Source organism: Paenibacillus montaniterrae (assembly GCF_018403185.1).
GTDB lineage: Bacteria > Bacillota > Bacilli > Paenibacillales > Paenibacillaceae > Pristimantibacillus > Pristimantibacillus montaniterrae.
Genome location: NZ_BOSE01000002.1, coordinates 487906 through 505987, shown reverse-complemented (window position 1 = coordinate 505987; position 18082 = coordinate 487906). Strand labels below are relative to the sequence as shown.

The window sequence follows — 18082 nt, the reverse complement described above, 5'->3', positions numbered from 1 at the left end:
GCAACATGGCAATCAAAAATAAAGTTCAGCTCATAACATATCCGGATTCATTAGGCGGTAACTTGAAAAGTTTGGACCACGTTCTAAATCAATATTTTTCTGATGCATTTACTGGAGGTGTGCATATCCTTCCACCTTTTCCGTCATCAGGAGATCGCGGCTTTGCACCGCTAACGTATCTTGAAATTGAGCCTGAGTTTGGTTCGTGGGAGGATATAAGGAAAATTGGAGAGCGATTTGATGTTTTAGTAGATTTGATGGTTAATCATATCTCGCAGCAATCGCCATTTTTTCAACATTTCCTGGAACATGGCAGGGATTCTGAATATGCAGACCTATTTATTACGTTGGATAAAATATGGCCAGATGGAGAACCGATTCAGCGTGATATAGACAAGATGTTTTTAAGACGTCCCTTGCCCTATTCCACATTTATAACGAAAAAGGATAATAAAGAAGAAAAGGTATGGACAACCTTTGGCAAAACAGACCCCTCAGAGCAAATTGATTTAGACATTAAATCGGCTCAAACAAAAGCGTTACTACGCGCATTTTTCGAAAATTTCAAGCGCAATAACATTAAAATTGTTAGGCTTGATGCAGTTGGCTATGTGATTAAAAAGCTAGGAACGAGCTGTTTCTTTGTTGAGCCGGACATTTATAATTTTTTAGATGAAATAAAAGAACTGGCGGATTCACTCGATATTGAGCTTTTACCAGAGGTTCATGCGCATTACAGCATTCAATACAGGTTAGCTGAAAAAGGCTACTGGATATACGACTTTATTTTGCCATATCGCGTATTGGATACATTAGTAAATCGCAACAGTAAAGCGCTTCGTCATTATCTTAAAACAAGGCCTCACAATCAATTTACAATGCTGGATTGCCACGATGGAATTCCTGTGAAGCCAGATATGGATGATCTCATTCACACAGAGGATGCCCGAGAGCTTGTTAAGGTGTGTGTGGAGCGAGGCGCAAATTTAAGTCTAATTATGTCTGAGGAGCATAAAGCGGCCGATGGATTCGATGTCCACCAAATTCGCTGCACCTATTATAGTGTGCTGGAAGAGAACGATGATGCGTATATCGCTGCTCGTGCTATTCAACTCTTTACTCCTGGTATTCCTCAGGTTTATTACGTCGGGTTGTTAGCTGGTGAAAATGATATGGAACGGGTAAAAGCAACAGGTGAAGGAAGAGAAATCAATCGCCATAATTACACCATAGAGGAAATTGAATCTGCGTTACAAACGTCTGTTGTGAAACGTCAATTAGAGCTTATCCAATTCCGTAATACCTATGAGGCATTCGATGGTGAATTTGAAGTAGCTGATACGGATGATCATAAGCTGCATATGTGTTGGAAAACTTCAGATCGTTATTGTCAGCTGTCTGTCGATTTAACAACTTATAAAACAGTGATTACGTATCAAAATGAGGATGGAAAACTTGTCGATTATATCGTATAACTATGAATAAGGGAGTTTGACATGGCGTACCTAACCGTTAGCTTTTTTTTCGCATAGCTTAAGAAGAAAAGTGACTTTTAACGCGTTGCTGCCAATAGACGGGTCCAATAAATTGGACTTTGCCATCTCAGCAACCATTAAAATCTTTATACCTTCTTAATGGTTTTACTGGCAGTCATAACGATTGGATATGCTACACTCGCATAAGAATGCTTTCCTATATCGACGAGCAGAGAGCATACATTTATAGGCGGCTTGTCTATGGGTGGATATGGCGCTATTCGAAACGGATTAAAGTATAATACGCGATTCGCTGGAATTATTGCGTTATCAGCGGCATTAATCCCATACAAAATTGCGAACGCTTCACCGGATTTTACGCATAATTCGATGAGACAGCCCTATTTTCAAAGCGTATTTGGAGATTTAACGAAGCTGCTAGGGAGCGATAAGGATCCTGAGGCGTTAATTAAGCAATTAGCAGCAGCAGACAAACAGCTGCCGAACATGTATCTGTCTTGCGGAACAGAGGATTTTTTATATGATGTTAATTTACGCTATCATCAGTTTTTATTAAGTGAAGCGATTGAGCATACTTATAAAGAGAAGCCAGGCGACCATACGTGGGAGTTTTGGGATGAAGGTATTGAAGACGCACTAAATTGGATATCCGCATTACCCTCTACTAAGGAATAAGCCTTCTATGGTTCCTATCCCTGTTGCCAGTAAACGTCACAAAAACGTTTACTGGCAACAGGGTTTTACTTTATACGTGGGACGTGAGCAGCAAGTATGATTAAAACGAATAGCATCGTCTTTAAGTTTTCTCTGCAAGTAACTCTTATTCTTGTCATTTTAATTACGGTACTTGTAATGAGCAATGTGTACTCTTTGGAGGTTGTGAGAAACAACTCTTTAGCGCATTCCCAAGGTACGCTCGCTATTCATAAATCAAATGTACAACATGCATTTAATAGCTATGAACGAGATTTGATTGATGTATTTGAAAATAATATCGACTTGGCTTCATCATTAATTGATCTTGATTCAAACACGAGCTACTTTAGACAAGTTCAATTAAGAAATGCTTTACAGTTAAAAATGTCAAGAAACGAGTCAAGCGATGGCATGTTTATTAAAATAGGTGAAAACGATATCGTACTGGAACAATACAACAGTCGAATCTATTCAGAAAACAAATTAATATTAAGTGATTCGATCAGATCGGCTTCATTCATGACGGAGGATTACGATAGTAATGAGTGGACAAGCCTTAATATAAAGGGAGAGTATTATTTAGTTAAAATCATTTCTTTTTCAGGAATTAGATTCGGTACAATTGTAAAAGCAGATACATTGTTAGCGTTAATCCATAAAAGTGATACAGATTCAAATCAATATGCTATTAGCAATGAGCAGGGTGTTGTGATTGCCGCTAGCGAACAGCAAAAAAGTGACGTAGGTATCGCGCTCGATGAGCTCGTATCCATGAAAAGCGATCAGTATTTTATTGTTTCGGAGGCCGTTGATCAAGTTGGTAAGCTCACTAACATGGTGGAAAAGAAAAATGTCTTTTGGAAATTAAAATCAATTCAATGGATGATTATCTCTTTGGCAGTAATTTCATGCGTTGTTGTACCAGTTGTGCTTCGTAACCTAGCAAGAGATATTGTAAAGCCTGTACTTGAGCTGGTAAAAGCTTCTAAAGAAATAGAAAAGGGACAGCTCGAATTTCGTGATCCCACTAGAAACTATTCCATTGAATTTATGAAGCTGTTCCAATCATTTCGATCCATGATTCGTGAAATAAAGGAATTGAAAATTTCCTCGTATGAAGAGCAGCTGGAGCGCAACAGGCTAGAGCTTAAATATTTGCAGATGCAAATTCGCCCTCATTTTTATCTCAATGCGATCTCTACAATAACGAGTTTAACCTATCAGCATAAAAACAAAGAAATCAGAAAAATGATAAGTCATTTGTCTGATCATTTGCGCTATATGTTTAATGGGGTATTGACAGAAATCCAAATTGGAGAAGAAATTAAGCACGTCGAAAACTATATTGCGATGCAGGATATCCGTTTTCCTAATCAAGTTTTCTTCATGACAGAGATTAATGAGATGGCACGCAAGGAATATATTCCGCAATATATGATTCAAACCTTTGTAGAAAATATATTTAAACATGCGATTGTATATGGGGAAATGATGTCGATATTTATCCGTGTTGATATGGAAACGCATGAGGATGCAGCTTCATTTGTGAAAATAACGATTGAAGACAATGGCTGCGGTTTTCCCCAAGAGGTTTTACTGGGGCAGTCAGAGCAGCAGAATCAGGAAATGCAACATAAAGTGGGGATTGCGAATATAAGAAAAACATTGCAATTATTGTACAAGCGTGATGATTTATTGCAACTATCGAATATTGAAAATTCTGGAGCAAAAGTCGAGTTGTGGATACCATGTACAGAAGAGCGAAGAAGGGGAGAGAGTCATGCGTTGTTTAATAATCGATGACGATATTCCAACGATTGAGGCATTAGTAGAAATTATAGATTGGCATCGCTATGGAATAGCGAAAGTTGTGACTGCATACAACATGCAGCATGCGATAAAGCTTTATGAGGAAGCTGTTCCTGACTTAATTATTTGTGATATTGAAATGCCGCGTGGTTCAGGCATCGATATGATTAAATGGGTAAGAGATGAGCGGGGCTATGAAGGTGGCTTTATCTTCTTTACCTGCCATCAAAGCTTTGAATTCGCTGCTACAGCAATTTCATATCATGCTGATAATTATCTTGTAAAACCTCTGGATAAAAATAAGCTTGAAGAAGCATTAGAAAAGTCAATCGACAAGCTTAAGCAGAAGAGAGAAATGGGCGAATACAGTAAGCTAGGTCAATCATGGCTGAAAAATAAGGATGTCATTGAAAATAGCTTTTGGAAGGACGTACTATCATCATCAATTCCATCCAGAGCTGATATCATCCAAGGAGAAATTGTTAAACGTGAACTAACGATTAATGCCGAGCGAGCCTATACATTGCTACTTATTAGTATCCCTAGCTCGGGTATTGAAATGAATTGGCAACCAAGCTTGCTCCTGACTGCGCTTTCTAATATTTGCTCTGAAATTATGTTCGATCGAGTTAATCATCACAGAGTGATCTCCTACCAAGTTGATCATGACTTCTATACCGCTATTGTCGTAGAAGAAGGTCAGGTTGAACATCTGAAACAAAAAAGCGAGCTGATTATTATGCATTGCAAGCAATATTTCAAATGCACGGCCACCTGCTATATTGGTGAACCGTTATCTATTGCAAAGCTAGCTCAAACAAAACAAGCTCTTGAAGGCATGGATGCCTCCAACATCATTTTTAGGGGAATCGTACACTATCAGAATGATCCATTTAATTATGCTGAAACAGGCAGCTATATGCTTGACGTTGAGCAGTTTTCTTTATTGTTTATTCAACGTGAGAAGCTTCAAATTATTAATAAGTTAAGAAAAGAACTTGAAGCACTGTCTGAGCAAAATCGGCTCGATTCATTAACGCTTCATTCGATTAAAGAGGATTTTATGCAGGTTGTATATTCATACTTAACAAGAAACCATATACAAGCCCATCGTTTGTTTGTAAGTGAAACTGCCCAGCAGCTAAGTCATCATGCTGAGCGCAGCATATTTGATTTTATTAAGTGGGCCCATATGCTCACAGAGCAAACGATTATCTCCGTCAACGCTGCTCAGCAGTCAGAGGGCGTTGTAGACAAAGCGAAGCGTTTTATTCAAGAAAATTATATGAAAGACCTTACGAGGGAGGATGTTGCTGCGAGTGTATTTTTAACCTCTGATTACTTCTCCAAAGTATTTAAAAATGAAACGGGTCTTACGATTAGAGAATATCTCAATGAATGGCGCATCAATCAAGCGAAGCAACTGCTCGTAGAGAGCTCGAAAAGTATTAGTGTAATCGCGATGGAAACGGGCTTTGACAGTATGTCTTATTTCTCAACAGTATTTAAGAAACTGACAGGTGAAACTCCTAACAATTATAGAGCAAGGCATAAGTAAGCCTCTATATTACAACGTAATAGTGAAGTTATATATGCCTGTTTTTTAAAAAAACAGGCCGTTTTTATTAAAGTCATCCTGAATCCGTTTACAGTATACTGAAAGCGAACTTACAGAACAGGAGGAGTAATGATGAAAACAAAAAAGGGGTTAACTTTAGGCATCTTGGTAATGGTAGTGTTCAGTTTGATTTTATCGGCGTGTGGAAGCAACAATAATTCTTCCTCGTCCAATAAAGTTGACGAAAAGGCAGTAGATGAAATAGTTTTTGCTATGCCGACCTTCAATGCCATTCCAGAAGACCTAAGTAAAGTAACAGAAGCGATTAATGCCATTACGGTCGATAAAATTGGCGTAAAGGTTGATTTTAAGCTTTATGGACCTGCTGACTATGCACAAAAAGTAAATCTAGCGCTTCAAAGTGGGGATAAGATGGATGTATTCACCACACTAGGTCAGTTTACAAACTATGTATCTAAAAATCAGCTGTATCCGATTGAGGATTTACTAGCTGAACATGGAAAGGAGCTAATTGAAATCGTTGAGAAGGACTTTGGACCTGACTTCCTAAAAGCTACAACGATTGGTGGACATACGTATGGTGTGCCTGTAAACAAAGGAATGTCACTGCCAATTAGCTTCGTCTATAACGCAGATATGTTGAAAGAAATTGGCAAGACTTCTGATGATATAACATCTATTGAGGATTTGCCAGCTATCTTTGAAGCAATTAAGCAGAAGTTCCCTGATGTCGTCCCATTTGGTCCAATTAACGTCAATCCAAGTGATACCGGCCTTATTAACTACATTAAAGGCACATCAAAAATTGACTTTTTGACAGACACTTCTGGTATTGGTGTTGTCGTAGATGGCGATGGACAAGTTGTAAATCTGTATGAAACTGATGCATTTATTGATGGTGTAAAGATGATGAATGCTTGGTTTAACAATGGTTATTTGCAAAAGGATGCAGCAACGACGACGATCACCTCAACTGAGCTCATGGCTTCTGATCGATTGTTCTCTTATATGGGAGGATACGGTGGTATGGAAGCAGCAAGCTCAATTAGTGCCCAAACAGGTAAAAATATTGAAATGAAGCGTATTGCTCCGTTTTACTTTGATACGAATGCTGTTAACTCTGTAAGCTGGTTGGTATCAAGTACAACGAAAGTGCCTGAAGCTGCGGTAAAATTCTTGAACCTGCTTTATACAGATCAACAACTCATTAACACGATTTTGTACGGTATTGAAGGCGAAGACTTTATCAAGGTTGATGAGCACCATGTGAAATTTCCAGATGGTAAAAATGCAAACACAGTTTCTTATACAGCTATGCTAAGCACAGGCATTGTAGGCTCAGAATCTATTCAATATCAATTTGAAGGTATTAATTGGTCTGATGTCGAGTTGAAGCTGAAAGAAAACAAAGAAACAGAGAGATCCCCTTACTTTGGATTTATCTTTGATCCAAGCCCAGTGAAAACTCAAATTAGTGCCGTAACAAACGTTGTGAATCAGTACCTTCCTGGACTTGTTACAGGTGCGCTAGATCCTGAGACAATCATCCCTAAATTTGTACAAGCATTGAAGGATGCAGGGGCAGAAGCTATTATCCAGAGCAAGCAAGATCAATTGAATGCATGGATTGCAGAACAACAATAATACACAATAAAAGTCGGAAGGAAAATGGAGTCGATGCTAGGCTCCATTTTCCGTAAGTGGAGGTAGGAGACAATGACGAAAGCTAGAGCGTTGAAAAAAACGCTTCCACTATTTATGCTAGCGATTCCGGGGCTGTTGTATTTTTTAATCAACAGTTACTTACCGATGTTCGGGGTATTTATCGCCTTCAAAGATGTGAACTACGCTAAAGGAATTTTTGGTAGTGACTGGATAGGCTTTGATAATTTTACCTTTTTGTTTCAGACAAAAGATGCATGGATCATGACACGAAACACTTTGTTGTATAATTTAGTATTTATTGCGTTGGGTACCGTTTTCTCAATCATGATTGCAATTTTTATGGCTGAGCTGCTGAAAAAAGTATATGCCAAGCTATTTATGTCAGGTTTAATATTACCTAACTTGATTTCAATGGTTGTGCTTTCCATGCTGGTATTCGCATTTTTAAATGCTGATAGTGGTTTCGTAAACAAATCTATTTTAGCGCCCTTAGGCTTACCTGAAATAAGCTGGTATACGGAATCTAAATATTGGCCTTATATCCTCGTTTTTATTCAGATTTGGAAGACAGCAGGATATGGATCTATCGTTTATTTTGCTTCGATAGCAGGGATCGATAAAAGCATCTATGAAGCTGCGAAAATTGATGGAGCTGGGAAGATCAGACAAATTCGTACGATAACCCTTCCACTCTTAAAACCAACTGTCATCATCCTGGTACTTATGTCGCTTGGTCGAATATTCAATTCTGATTTTGGTTTGTTCTATCAAGTCCCTATGAACTCAGGAGCGCTGTACAGTACAACACAAACGATTGATACGTACGTTTATCGTGCACTCATGCAGTTGAATGATATTGGAATGTCCGCTGCAGCTGGACTGTATCAGTCGATTGTAGGCTTTGCATTAGTTGTAATTGTAAATGCAATCGTTAGAAAGGTTAGTCCGGAGAACGCACTTTTCTAGGAGGAGAATGATATGATTCAAACAAGAGGAGAACGAGCATTTGTCATTTTCTCTGCAATAATGATGGTGCTGTTTACGTTATTAGCATTTTTACCATTTGTTCTTATTGTAGTTGCTTCTATTACGGAAGAATCGTCACTTATAAGAAACGGTTATAGTTTTATTCCAACTCAAATTAGTTTTGATTCTTATTTGTACTTGGAGGCATCCCTTCATACGTTTATTCGTGCATACGGGGTATCGTTTCTTGTTACGGTGCTTGGTACAGCGGTTGGCTTATTAATTACAAGCATGCTAGCTTACCCCATGTCTAGAAGAGACTTTAAATATCACAATGTACTCGCATTTGTCGTGTTTTTTACAATGCTGTTTAATGGCGGCGTAGTTCCTTCCTATATTATGTGGACGCAATTTTTTAATGTAAAAGATACAATCTGGGCATTAATTGTACCGAATTTATTAGCTAACGGATTTAACGTGCTGTTAGTTCGCAATTATTTCAAAAACAATGTGCCGTTAGAAATTATTGAATCGGCACAGATTGACGGAGCGTCCGAGCTGCGCACATTTTTCAAAATCATGCTGCCGCTGTCAGTACCTGTTATGGTAACTGTAGGGTTATTTATGGGACTTGCGTATTGGAATGATTGGATTAATGCACTTTATTATATTTCTAAGCCGCAATATTACGGCATTCAAAATCTTCTCGTTCAATTAATGAATAATATCCAATACTTGAATTCCGGACAAGCGAATGTCGTGCTTGGTGCAGAAGCAGTTGATATGCCTAGCACATCAGTACGTATGGCGATGGCTGTATTAGGGATTGTTCCTGTTCTATTCGTACTGCCGTTAACACAGAAATATTTGACCCGGGGCGTTGTTATTGGAGCAGTTAAAGGATAAAAAATTGATAAGGAGCTGGGAATATGAAGGTACAAGAGGTTATTGACCGAATCTTGCTGGATTGCTGTGGTGGAAAAAAGCTAGAGGAGACTTGTGATGTTTTGGCTAGTGGGCATATGGAGATGGAAGTAAAGGGAATTGTCACAACATTTATGGCGACGGCAGATGTTATAAAAGAAGCGATTGCATTAGGCGCTAATCTAATCATTACACATGAGCCGACTTACTTTACTGGGAAAGATCATACAGATTGGCTTACTGAGGATGCAGTATATGCAGAAAAGAAAAAGCTAATCGATGAACACCAGATTACGATTTGGAGATTCCACGATCACATGCATATGGCAGATACAGATCGTATCTATGATGGACTGATCAAGGAACTGGAATGGGATGCGTTCAAAGCAGACACTAACTCGCCTTGGATATACGAGCTAGAATCAACTACTGTCAAGGAGCTTGCACAATACCTGAAAAATAAATTAGGAATGAAGACGATTCGAGTTGTCGGAAATCCTGAAATGAGTTGCTCAAGAGTTGGTATTTTAGTAGGTGGTGGAAGCTTAGGATTAGGTAGAGAGCAGATGCCAATGGAACTAATGAACGAAAAAAATCTCGATGTTATGTTATGTGGGGAAATTACAGAATGGACTCTTTGTGCCTATGTGAATGATGCTGCAATGCTAGGCTTGAAAAAAGCGATGATCGTGATTGGTCACGAGCGTTCTGAAGAATGGGGCATGAAGCATATGGCCGAATGGCTGGCTCCATTAGTTGAGGGCGTTCCAGTTTCATTTGTAGATGCTAAGGAGCCATTTCATTACGTATAATGAGGCAACAATGAAAAGCAGCTTAAGCGAGTGTTTATACACGTATGCTTAAGCTGTTTTCATATTACTACTAGCTATTAAGCTTTTAAGCATCGTCCTACACAACAAGATGCTGACGAACGACGGAATCATCGAAGGTGTCGATGCTGCCTTCTGCGACAATGGCGCCTTTTTCAAGAATATAGTAGTAATCCGCAACGCTTTTTACAAACTCAATGCTTTGCTCGACAAGCAGGATGGCGGTATCGCCTTGCTGCTTAATGCTGCGAATAACCTCCTGGATGTCGTAAACGATGGAAGGCTGAATGCCTTCAGTTGGTTCGTCAAGCAGCAAAAGCTTCGGCTTCGAGGCAAGCGCTCTGGCGAAGGCAAGCTGCTGCTGCTGACCGCCGCTTAAATCTCCGCCCTTGCGTTGGTACATGGAAGGGAGCACAGGGAATTTATCAATAGCGGAAGCGGGCACGCCGTTTTTGCGATCGCGGCTTGCTTCCAGTCCAAGCAGCAAATTTTCTTGCACCGACAGCTGGGCAAAAATTTCTCTGCCTTGCGGTACGTAGCCAATGCCTAGCTTCGCTCGCTCATACGGAGCCAGCTTCGTAATATTTTGCTCGTCGTAGATGATGCTGCCGCTTTTCGCTTTAATTGTGCCCATAATCGTTTTGGTTAAGGTTGTTTTGCCTACCCCGTTGCGGCCCATCAAGCATACAACCTGACCAGGCTTTACCTCAAGCGAAATATCGCGCAGTATAATGCTTTCTCCATAGCCAGCTTCAATATGTTTAACCGACAGCACGTGAATCCCTCCCGTGTCCCAAATACACCTCCGACACGACCTCGTCCTCCTGAACCTCCTGCATCGTCCCTTCCTTAAGCAGTTTGCCTTCATGCATGACGGTTACTTTTGTCGCGAAGCTGCGTACGAAATCCATATCATGCTCAACGACGACAACGGTGCGCTCTTTAATAATTTCCTGCAGCAGCTCGCCTGTTTTCTCTGTTTCTGTATCGGTCATCCCGGCAACAGGCTCATCAAGCAGCAGCAAAGAAGGCTCCTGCATTAACATCATGCCGATTTCAAGCCATTGCTTTTCGCCGTGCGACAGTCCGCCAGCGACCGTATTGGCGCGATGCGTCAAGCCGATCATGTCGAGCTGACGCATAATGCGCGTATGCTCGTCACGCGACATCGTGGCGCGCAAGGTAGCCCAGACGCTGCGGTTTTGGCTCATTGCCAGCTCAAGGTTTTCGTAAACCGTCAAGCCTACAAAAATGGACGGCGCCTGAAACTTGCGACCAATGCCAAGCTCGGCAATTTCATACTCCTTTTTGCGGCTAATATCAAACTCGTTCATAAAGCGCAGCGTACCGGAAGCTGCTTTAACCTTGCCGCAAATTACATCCAGCATCGTCGTTTTGCCAGCCCCATTGGGGCCGATCAAAAAGCGAAGCTCGCCCGGCATCAGCTGCAAATCCATGCCATTCACTGCCTTGAACCCGTCAAACGCAACCGTCACTTTCTCACAAGACAAAATAGGTGCTGTAGACATAATCATCAAACCTCCTAAAACTTTTTATGGACTGTCTGGCTATGCTTCCTCGTACATAAAAAGTACTACGGAAGCATAAGCAAAACTTTTTTTCATACCTTTCTTGCATGCTTCGATGGGAAAAAAAGTTGCATCGAAAGCAAGGGCTAACTTTTCAAGAGCATGCTCAACCATTTGAGCCTGCCTTTTTCATCTTGCTGCCTTTTGCCTGCATGATGGTTTGCATACGCGGCTTTAATTTGCCGACAATATCGTTGAACAAGCCGACCAGGCCTCTCGGCATAAAGACGACGACGATGACGAATAACGCACCAAGGAAGAATAGCCATGAGTCGGGATAGGTTTCACTAAGCCCGCTTTTCGCAGCATTGACGAGCACCGCGCCAATTACGGCACCTATCAGCGTGCCGCGTCCGCCAAGCGCTACCCAAAGCACGATTTCAATTGAAGGCACGATCCCCATCGTCGTTGGCGAAATAATTCCGACATGCAGGACGAACAGCATGCCCGCCAAGCCTGCAATTCCTGCTGATACGCAAAATACAAACAGCTGATAGCTCGATGGATTGTAGCCGATAAAGCGAGCTCGATTTTCCGCGTCGCGGACAGCGCGCAGCACGCGTCCTGAACGGCTTCGTACCAGGCGCTGGCACAAAATGAATACTGCAACAAGCAGTACAACCGTTACAAGATAAAGCACAGTTTTCGTTGATTGATTACTTAATGAAAAGCCGAAAATCGTTTGGTAGCCGGTTATGCCGTTTGTACCGCCAGTGTATTGCTGCTGACCAATGAATAGCGTAGTCACAATAATGACCAGTGCTTGCGTTAATATTGTAAAATACACACCGCGAATTCGATTGCGAAACGTAAAGAAGCCGAGAATGAAGGCTAATGCTGCCGGAATCAGGATGCCAGCAGGCAATGCGAACCATGCGTGTGCAAAGGGCTTCCAAAACCAAGGAATTTCACTTAATCCGCTCCAGCTCATAAAATCGGGAAGCTTGCCGCCTGTTGCCTCCAGCTTCAAAAACATGCCCATGCAGTAAGCGCCAAGTCCGAAAAATACACCGTGCCCAAGACTTAAAATGCCCGAATAGCCCCATATGAGATCGAGTCCAATCGCTACAATAGCAAAAGCAAGAAATTTAGCCAGCAGGCTTAACCGAAAATCGGATAGAAAGGTTGGTGCTAATAACAAAAATAGTACGACTATTGAATAAACGGAAGTTAATAGTATTTTCTTCTGCAAGGAAGCCTTCGCTGTTAATTCCATTATCGAACTCCCCCTTTAATCTAAAGATCTCGTTCTCATCGTCACAAGACCTTTCGGCTTCCACTGTAAAAAGGCGATAATGACAATAAATACGAGCACTTTTCCAATTGATGCGTTGGTCCAGTATTCAAAAAACGTTCCCGTAACGCCAATGCCAAGCGCACCGAACACTGAGCCGATCAGCTTGCCTACACCGCCAAGCACAACAACCATAAACGCATCAACGATATAGTAGGTGCCAAGCGACGGACCAATCGAACCAAGCAGCGTAATCGCACAGCCGGCTATACCGGCAATACCGGAGCCGATCGCAAAGGTCATTGAATCTACCCGTCGTGTTGAAATGCCGAGACAGGCAGCCATTTCGCGATTTTGCATAACAGCCCGCATTCTTCGTCCAGCGTTGCTGCGGTAAATGAACAAGTACATCGCGAGCAGCACAACGGCAACGAGCGCAATGATGAATAAGCGCTTATAAGGCAAAATGATACCATCCATAACTTCCAGGCCGCCATTGAGCCAGGCCGGCGCTTGCACCGCCACATTTGGAGCGCCAAAAATCGAGCGCGCCAGCTGCTGCAGCACTAAGCCAACTCCCCAGGTAGCAAGCAGGCTGTCAAGCGGACGACCGTACAAGAAGCGAATCAGACTGATTTCCAGTACGAAGCCGAAGATGAAGGCGACTGCGAATGAAACCAGGATCGCCAGCACGAAGTAATAGCCGAAATAGTCAGCTGGTATGTTGGAGGTAAAAAACAGCTGGGTAACATAAGTCGAATAGGCGCCAATCATAATAAACTCGCCATGCGCCATATTAATGACGTTCATCAGACCAAAGGTAATCGCCAGACCAAGCGCGATCAGGAGCAAAATTGAGCTGACGCTTATTCCGTTAAAAAGCTGCAGGAGCTGAACTTCCATACTAATGAACTCCTTTCAAATGCTCGAGTCTAAGCTGCTTATGAGGAGAGCCTGCGCAGACTGTGACAGCTGCGCAGGCTGCAATGCCCATCAGCAATCAGAATGATTTATTGTTCGGCAAGACCGGATGCCCACTCATAGCCCTTCAGGTAAGGGTCTGGCTTAACCGGCTCTTCCGTGCTGTGCAACGTCTTGAACATGCCGTCAGCCTGCACTTCGCCGATCAGCACCTTCTTATAAATGTGCTGAGTTTCTCCATCAATTGTTACTTTGCCTTCTGGAGCGTTGAACTCGATGCCGTCGGCAGCCTCACGCACCTTATCTACATCGGTTGTTCCAGCCTTTTCAACGGCAGCCGCCCACAGGTAAACCGCAATGTAGCCAGCTTCGATCGGATCGGCTGTTACACGATCCTCACCATATGCTGCTTTATAGGCAGCTACAAACTTTTCGTTCTCAGGTGTATCCGTTGTTTGGTAGTAGTTCCACGCTGCAAGATGCCCTTCCAGCACATCTGTGCCGATACCGCGAATCTCCTCCTCGGCTACACTAACGGATAAGGTTGTCAAATCATCAGCGCTAATGCCCGCATCCTTTAATTGCTTGAAGAAGGCTACGTTGCTGTCGCCGTTCAATGTATTGAATACAACATCAGGCTTTGCTTCTTTAATTTTGCTAATAACTGTGCTGTAATCGGTATGTCCAAGCGGGGTGTACTCCTCGGCAACCGTTTCTCCGCCAGAAGCTTCAAGCTGTGCTTTAATAATTTTGTTGGCTGTGCGCGGGAAGACATAGTCAGAACCGAGCAGGAAGAATTTTTTGCCGCGATTTTCCAGCAGCCATTCTACTGCAGGAACGATTTGCTGATTAGTCGTTGCGCCCGTGTAGAAAATGTTAGGGGATGATTCAAGTCCTTCATACTGAACCGGGTACCAAAGCAAGCCATTCAGCTCTTCAAATACTGGCAGCATCGCTTTGCGGCTAGCAGAGGTCCAGCCGCCAAATACGGTTGCTACTTGATCCTGCTGCAGCAGCTTTCTAGCTTTTTCTGCAAAGGTTGGCCAATCGGATGCGCCGTCTTCAATTACGACTTCAATTTGCTTGCCAAGCACGCCGCCTGCCGCATTGATCTCATTGATCGCCATAAGCTCGGCATCCTTAACTGAAACCTCGCTAATAGCCATCGTTCCGCTTAACGAGTGCAAAATCCCAACTTTAATGGTGTCTCCATCATCCGTTGAGCCTTCAGCACCTGTACCCTCATTTGTAGCATCAGGCGTCGGCGTTGTATTGCCGGTATTGCCATTATTGGCGCTGTTACCGCCACAGCCTGCCAAAATTAAGCTAAATACAAGCACGACCATCACTACACTGCTCCATACATTTTTCTTCATTTCTCCACTCCCTTTTTTTGATTGACATTAGTTGAAACATGAACATTCTCTCGTATTTTTCACCAAATGTTCGTGTTCCCAATTATAAGAATATTTTCCCTTTGCGTCAATTATATTTACACAAAAAGTTCGATTAATACAAATTATTGGGTTAATTGTACCAATATACAAAAAAACTCTTTCTGAATCGCCAATCATATGTTATATATATTAACATAAACTGAAAAATGACCAGGTAATTTTTGGAGGTGACACCAAGCGATGCATTTGACAGAGCGAGAAAAAGAAAAGCTGATGATCAGCTATGCGGCAGAATTGGCTCGTAAAAGAATGGAAAGAGGCGTAAAGCTGAACTATCCTGAAGCAATGTCGATTCTAATTTCAGAGGTAATGGAAGGAGCGCGCGATGGAAAAACAGTCGCACAGCTTATGGAATATGGCGGGACGATTTTGCGCAAGGAGCAGTGCATGGAAGGGGTTCCTGAGATGATAGCAGAAGTGCAGGTTGAAGCGACCTTTCCTGACGGTACAAAGCTGGTAACCATTCATGAGCCAATTCGGCAGTAGCCAGCAGCTATTCTGAGCAGAATATTCGGATTCCCGGATAAAAGGCTCTTATTTTATATAGGGGAGATGAGACAATGATTCCAGGAGAGTACCGCCTGCAGGAAGGCTCAATTGAAATTAACAGTCAGCGCAGAACTGCTTCACTGCTCGTCATTAATAAAGGCGATCGGCCAATTCAGGTTGGCTCGCATTTTCATTTTTATGAGGTGAATCGTGCGTTGCGCTTTGAACGCAGGCTTGCGTTCGGCATGCGCTTGAATATTGCCGCTGGTACGGCGGTGCGCTTTGAGCCTGGCGAGGAAAAGCCGGTTGAGCTGGTAGAGCTGGGCGGACAGCGACACGTATTAGGCCTCAATCGGCTGACCGAGGGAAGCGCGGCAGCAAGCTGGTCCGACTCTGCGAAGCTGCAGCAAGTATTGAAGAAGTGGGAGGAGGATGATCCATGCCAAGCATGACCAAAGCACAATACGCTTCTATTTTTGGTCCGACAACCGGAGATGAGGTAAGGCTGGCGGATACCGATTTATGGGCGAAAATTGAGCATGACTACACGGTTTATGGCGATGAATGCAAATTCGGCGGTGGCAAGGTCATTCGCGATGGCATGGGCCAGTCGTCTCGCATTACACGAGGCGAAGGGGCGCTTGATGTGCTAATTACGAATGCGATCATTATCGATCATTGGGGCATCGTGAAGGGAGATATCGGCATCCGCGATGGCCGCATTGTGGCGATTGGCAAGGGAGGCAATCCCGATACGATGGATGGGGTGCATCCCCAGCTCATTGTCGGCGCTTCAACCGAGGTCATTGCCGGAGAAGGGAAAATTGTAACAGCAGGCGGAATTGATACGCATATTCACTTCATCTGTCCGCAGCAAATCGAAACGGCGCTCGCCTCCGGCATTACTACGATGATTGGAGGTGGAACCGGGCCAGCGACCGGCACGAATGCGACAACATGCACACCAGGAGAGTGGCATATTCACCGCATGCTGGAAGCAGTCGAGGCATTTCCGATGAATATTGGCTTTCTCGGCAAAGGCAACTGTGCGACAGAGGCGCCGTTGATTGAGCAAATTGAAGCAGGTGCGATCGGCCTAAAGCTGCATGAGGATTGGGGCACGACGCCAGCCACAATCGATACCTGCTTGACCGTAGCTGACCGCTATGACGTGCAGGTGGCGATCCATACTGACACACTGAATGAAGCAGGCTTTGTTGAGGATACGCTGGCAGCGATTAAAGGCAGGACGATTCATACGTATCATACAGAAGGAGCGGGCGGCGGTCATGCGCCTGACATTATTACAGCTGCGAGCCATCCCAATATTATTCCGTCCTCAACGAATCCAACACGCCCCTTTACGGTTAATACGATTGAAGAGCATCTTGATATGCTGATGGTTTGTCATCATTTGGATTCTTCTATTCCTGAGGACGTTGCATTTGCCGACTCTCGCATTCGGCCAGAGACAATTGCGGCCGAAGATATTTTGCATGATATGGGCGTGTTCAGCATTATTAGCTCCGATTCGCAGGCGATGGGACGGGTAGGAGAGGTCATTACACGCACCTGGCAAACTGCTGATAAGATGAAAGCTCAGCGCGGCCCATATTCGGCTGCTCAAAATGAAGGCGATAGTCCGAGCGATAATGAGCGTATAAAGCGCTATGTTGCCAAATATACAATTAACCCGGCCATAGCCCACGGCATCTCGCATGAGGTAGGCTCGCTTGAGCCAGGCAAATGGGCTGATCTTGTCATCTGGCAGCCTGCATTTTTCGGAGTAAAGCCTGAAATGATCTTGAAGGGCGGCTTTATCGCCTATGCGCAAATGGGCGATCCAAACGCTTCAATCCCTACGCCGCAGCCAGTATATGGTCGAGCGATGTTCGGGTCATTCGGCAAAGCAGTAACGAAGGGCTCCTTCACCTTTCTGTCAGCAGCCGCCTACGAGCGAGGCGTTCACAAGCAGCTCGGCCTGCAAAAGCAAATTACCGCGGTGCGCAATACACGCTCCATCGGCAAAAAAGACATGGTTCATAACGGTGAAACGCCACGAATTGAAGTCAACCCGGAAACGTATGAGGTAACAGTAGATGGTGAGCCGATCACCTGTGAGGCGGCTGTAGAGCTACCAATGGCACAACGCTACTACCTCTTTTAAGAGAGGAAGTTTAAAAAGCTGGACTTTGATGACGATGTAACTTCGTTGTAGCATAGTCGACGGCGAATATGTCACGCTACCGAAGGCTGCGGTGCTCACGTAGCTTTTGGCCTACGCTGCGCTCCTCGCCTTCTAGTATCGTGCCATCTTCTTGGTCCTGAAAGCCCAGCTTTTTAAACTCTCATTGGAAGAGGTGGTTTAAAATCCGACTTTGATGACGATGTGATGCGTTGTAGCGTAGTCGATGGCGAAGATTAAAC

At 43.3% G+C, this 18082-nt stretch carries 17 protein-coding genes; 11 read left to right on the top strand and 6 right to left on the bottom strand.

Annotated features, from left to right (window positions below; all coding sequences use genetic code 11):
- Positions 1-5 precede the first annotated feature (5 nt).
- The 8 genes from gtfA to KJS52_RS07940 all read left to right on the top strand — a co-directional run bounded on the left by gtfA (position 6) and on the right by KJS52_RS07940 (position 9947).
- Positions 6-1475, top strand: coding sequence for a sucrose phosphorylase (gene gtfA / locus KJS52_RS07975; RefSeq protein WP_213514213.1), 1470 nt, complete (start codon positions 6-8; stop codon positions 1473-1475).
- Positions 1476-1736: 261 nt separating this feature from the next.
- Positions 1737-2171, top strand: a complete 435-nt coding sequence (locus KJS52_RS07970; RefSeq protein ID WP_246563298.1) for an alpha/beta hydrolase — start codon at positions 1737-1739, stop codon at positions 2169-2171.
- A gap of 96 nt (positions 2172-2267) precedes the next feature.
- Positions 2268-3995 carry a sensor histidine kinase gene (locus KJS52_RS07965; RefSeq protein WP_213514212.1) on the top strand — a complete coding sequence of 576 codons (1728 nt, stop codon included), beginning with the start codon at positions 2268-2270 and terminating at the stop codon, positions 3993-3995.
- On the top strand, positions 3973-5559 hold the full coding sequence (locus KJS52_RS07960; RefSeq protein ID WP_213514211.1) for a helix-turn-helix domain-containing protein: 1587 nt from the start codon (positions 3973-3975) through the stop codon (positions 5557-5559). The genes KJS52_RS07965 and KJS52_RS07960 overlap by 23 nt, the downstream gene beginning before the upstream one ends.
- A gap of 132 nt (positions 5560-5691) precedes the next feature.
- Positions 5692-7224 (top strand): ABC transporter substrate-binding protein, encoded by a 1533-nt coding sequence (locus tag KJS52_RS07955; RefSeq protein WP_213514210.1) that lies wholly within the window; start codon positions 5692-5694, stop codon positions 7222-7224.
- Between the two features lie 72 nt (positions 7225-7296).
- Positions 7297-8211, top strand: a complete 915-nt coding sequence (locus KJS52_RS07950) for an ABC transporter permease (RefSeq protein WP_213514209.1) — start codon at positions 7297-7299, stop codon at positions 8209-8211.
- A 12-nt stretch (positions 8212-8223) separates the two neighbouring features.
- Complete coding sequence (locus tag KJS52_RS07945) at positions 8224-9117, top strand: carbohydrate ABC transporter permease (protein WP_213514208.1); 894 nt, start codon at positions 8224-8226, stop codon at positions 9115-9117.
- Between the two features lie 23 nt (positions 9118-9140).
- A complete protein-coding gene (locus tag KJS52_RS07940; RefSeq protein ID WP_213514207.1) occupies positions 9141-9947 on the top strand; it encodes a Nif3-like dinuclear metal center hexameric protein in 807 nt (268 codons plus the stop codon).
- 97 nt (positions 9948-10044) lie between these two features.
- On the opposite strand, the gene urtE is transcribed toward KJS52_RS07940, so the two are convergent.
- The 6 genes from urtE to urtA all read right to left on the bottom strand — a co-directional run bounded on the left by urtE (position 10045) and on the right by urtA (position 15085).
- On the bottom strand, positions 10045-10740 hold the full coding sequence (urtE, locus tag KJS52_RS07935) for an urea ABC transporter ATP-binding subunit UrtE (protein ID WP_213514206.1): 696 nt from the start codon (positions 10738-10740) through the stop codon (positions 10045-10047).
- Positions 10727-11494: an urea ABC transporter ATP-binding protein UrtD gene (urtD, locus tag KJS52_RS07930; protein WP_213514205.1), complete on the bottom strand. Its 768-nt coding sequence runs from the start codon at positions 11492-11494 to the stop codon at positions 10727-10729. The genes urtE and urtD overlap by 14 nt, the downstream gene beginning before the upstream one ends.
- A gap of 39 nt (positions 11495-11533) precedes the next feature.
- Entirely contained in the window at positions 11534-11668 is a 135-nt protein-coding gene (locus KJS52_RS27670; protein ID WP_281425568.1) for a hypothetical protein, read from the bottom strand.
- On the bottom strand, positions 11661-12770 hold the full coding sequence (gene urtC, locus KJS52_RS07925) for an urea ABC transporter permease subunit UrtC (RefSeq protein ID WP_213514204.1): 1110 nt from the start codon (positions 12768-12770) through the stop codon (positions 11661-11663). The genes KJS52_RS27670 and urtC overlap by 8 nt, the downstream gene beginning before the upstream one ends.
- Before the next feature lie 15 nt (positions 12771-12785).
- Positions 12786-13691, bottom strand: coding sequence for an urea ABC transporter permease subunit UrtB (urtB, locus tag KJS52_RS07920; protein ID WP_213514203.1), 906 nt, complete (start codon positions 13689-13691; stop codon positions 12786-12788).
- Positions 13692-13798: 107 nt separating this feature from the next.
- Entirely contained in the window at positions 13799-15085 is a 1287-nt protein-coding gene (urtA, locus tag KJS52_RS07915; RefSeq protein WP_213514202.1) for an urea ABC transporter substrate-binding protein, read from the bottom strand.
- 261 nt (positions 15086-15346) lie between these two features.
- On the opposite strand from urtA, the gene KJS52_RS07910 reads away from it, so the two are divergent.
- The 3 genes from KJS52_RS07910 to ureC all read left to right on the top strand — a co-directional run bounded on the left by KJS52_RS07910 (position 15347) and on the right by ureC (position 17822).
- Positions 15347-15652: an urease subunit gamma gene (locus KJS52_RS07910; protein ID WP_213514201.1), complete on the top strand. Its 306-nt coding sequence runs from the start codon at positions 15347-15349 to the stop codon at positions 15650-15652.
- Positions 15653-15726: 74 nt separating this feature from the next.
- Entirely contained in the window at positions 15727-16107 is a 381-nt protein-coding gene (locus tag KJS52_RS07905; protein ID WP_213514200.1) for an urease subunit beta, read from the top strand.
- Positions 16095-17822 carry an urease subunit alpha gene (gene ureC / locus KJS52_RS07900; protein WP_213514199.1) on the top strand — a complete coding sequence of 576 codons (1728 nt, stop codon included), beginning with the start codon at positions 16095-16097 and terminating at the stop codon, positions 17820-17822. Before KJS52_RS07905 ends, ureC begins: the two co-directional genes overlap by 13 nt.
- Positions 17823-18082 lie beyond the last annotated feature (260 nt).

Coding starts and splice junctions, on each gene's coding strand:
- urtD (WP_213514205.1), bottom strand. CDS start 11,494: ATGTCTACAGCACCTATTTTGTCTTGTGAGAAAGTGACGGTTGCGTTT.
- KJS52_RS07955 (WP_213514210.1), top strand. CDS start 5,692: ATGAAAACAAAAAAGGGGTTAACTTTAGGCATCTTGGTAATGGTAGTG.
- KJS52_RS07945 (WP_213514208.1), top strand. CDS start 8,224: ATGATTCAAACAAGAGGAGAACGAGCATTTGTCATTTTCTCTGCAATA.
- KJS52_RS07910 (WP_213514201.1), top strand. CDS start 15,347: ATGCATTTGACAGAGCGAGAAAAAGAAAAGCTGATGATCAGCTATGCG.
- gtfA (WP_213514213.1), top strand. CDS start 6: ATGGCAATCAAAAATAAAGTTCAGCTCATAACATATCCGGATTCATTA.
- KJS52_RS07950 (WP_213514209.1), top strand. CDS start 7,297: ATGACGAAAGCTAGAGCGTTGAAAAAAACGCTTCCACTATTTATGCTA.
- KJS52_RS07970 (WP_246563298.1), top strand. CDS start 1,737: ATGGGTGGATATGGCGCTATTCGAAACGGATTAAAGTATAATACGCGA.
- urtA (WP_213514202.1), bottom strand. CDS start 15,085: ATGAAGAAAAATGTATGGAGCAGTGTAGTGATGGTCGTGCTTGTATTT.
- KJS52_RS07905 (WP_213514200.1), top strand. CDS start 15,727: ATGATTCCAGGAGAGTACCGCCTGCAGGAAGGCTCAATTGAAATTAAC.
- urtB (WP_213514203.1), bottom strand. CDS start 13,691: ATGGAAGTTCAGCTCCTGCAGCTTTTTAACGGAATAAGCGTCAGCTCA.
- KJS52_RS07960 (WP_213514211.1), top strand. CDS start 3,973: ATGCGTTGTTTAATAATCGATGACGATATTCCAACGATTGAGGCATTA.
- KJS52_RS07940 (WP_213514207.1), top strand. CDS start 9,141: ATGAAGGTACAAGAGGTTATTGACCGAATCTTGCTGGATTGCTGTGGT.
- KJS52_RS07965 (WP_213514212.1), top strand. CDS start 2,268: ATGATTAAAACGAATAGCATCGTCTTTAAGTTTTCTCTGCAAGTAACT.
- ureC (WP_213514199.1), top strand. CDS start 16,095: ATGCCAAGCATGACCAAAGCACAATACGCTTCTATTTTTGGTCCGACA.
- KJS52_RS27670 (WP_281425568.1), bottom strand. CDS start 11,668: ATGGTTGAGCATGCTCTTGAAAAGTTAGCCCTTGCTTTCGATGCAACT.
- urtC (WP_213514204.1), bottom strand. CDS start 12,770: ATGGAATTAACAGCGAAGGCTTCCTTGCAGAAGAAAATACTATTAACT.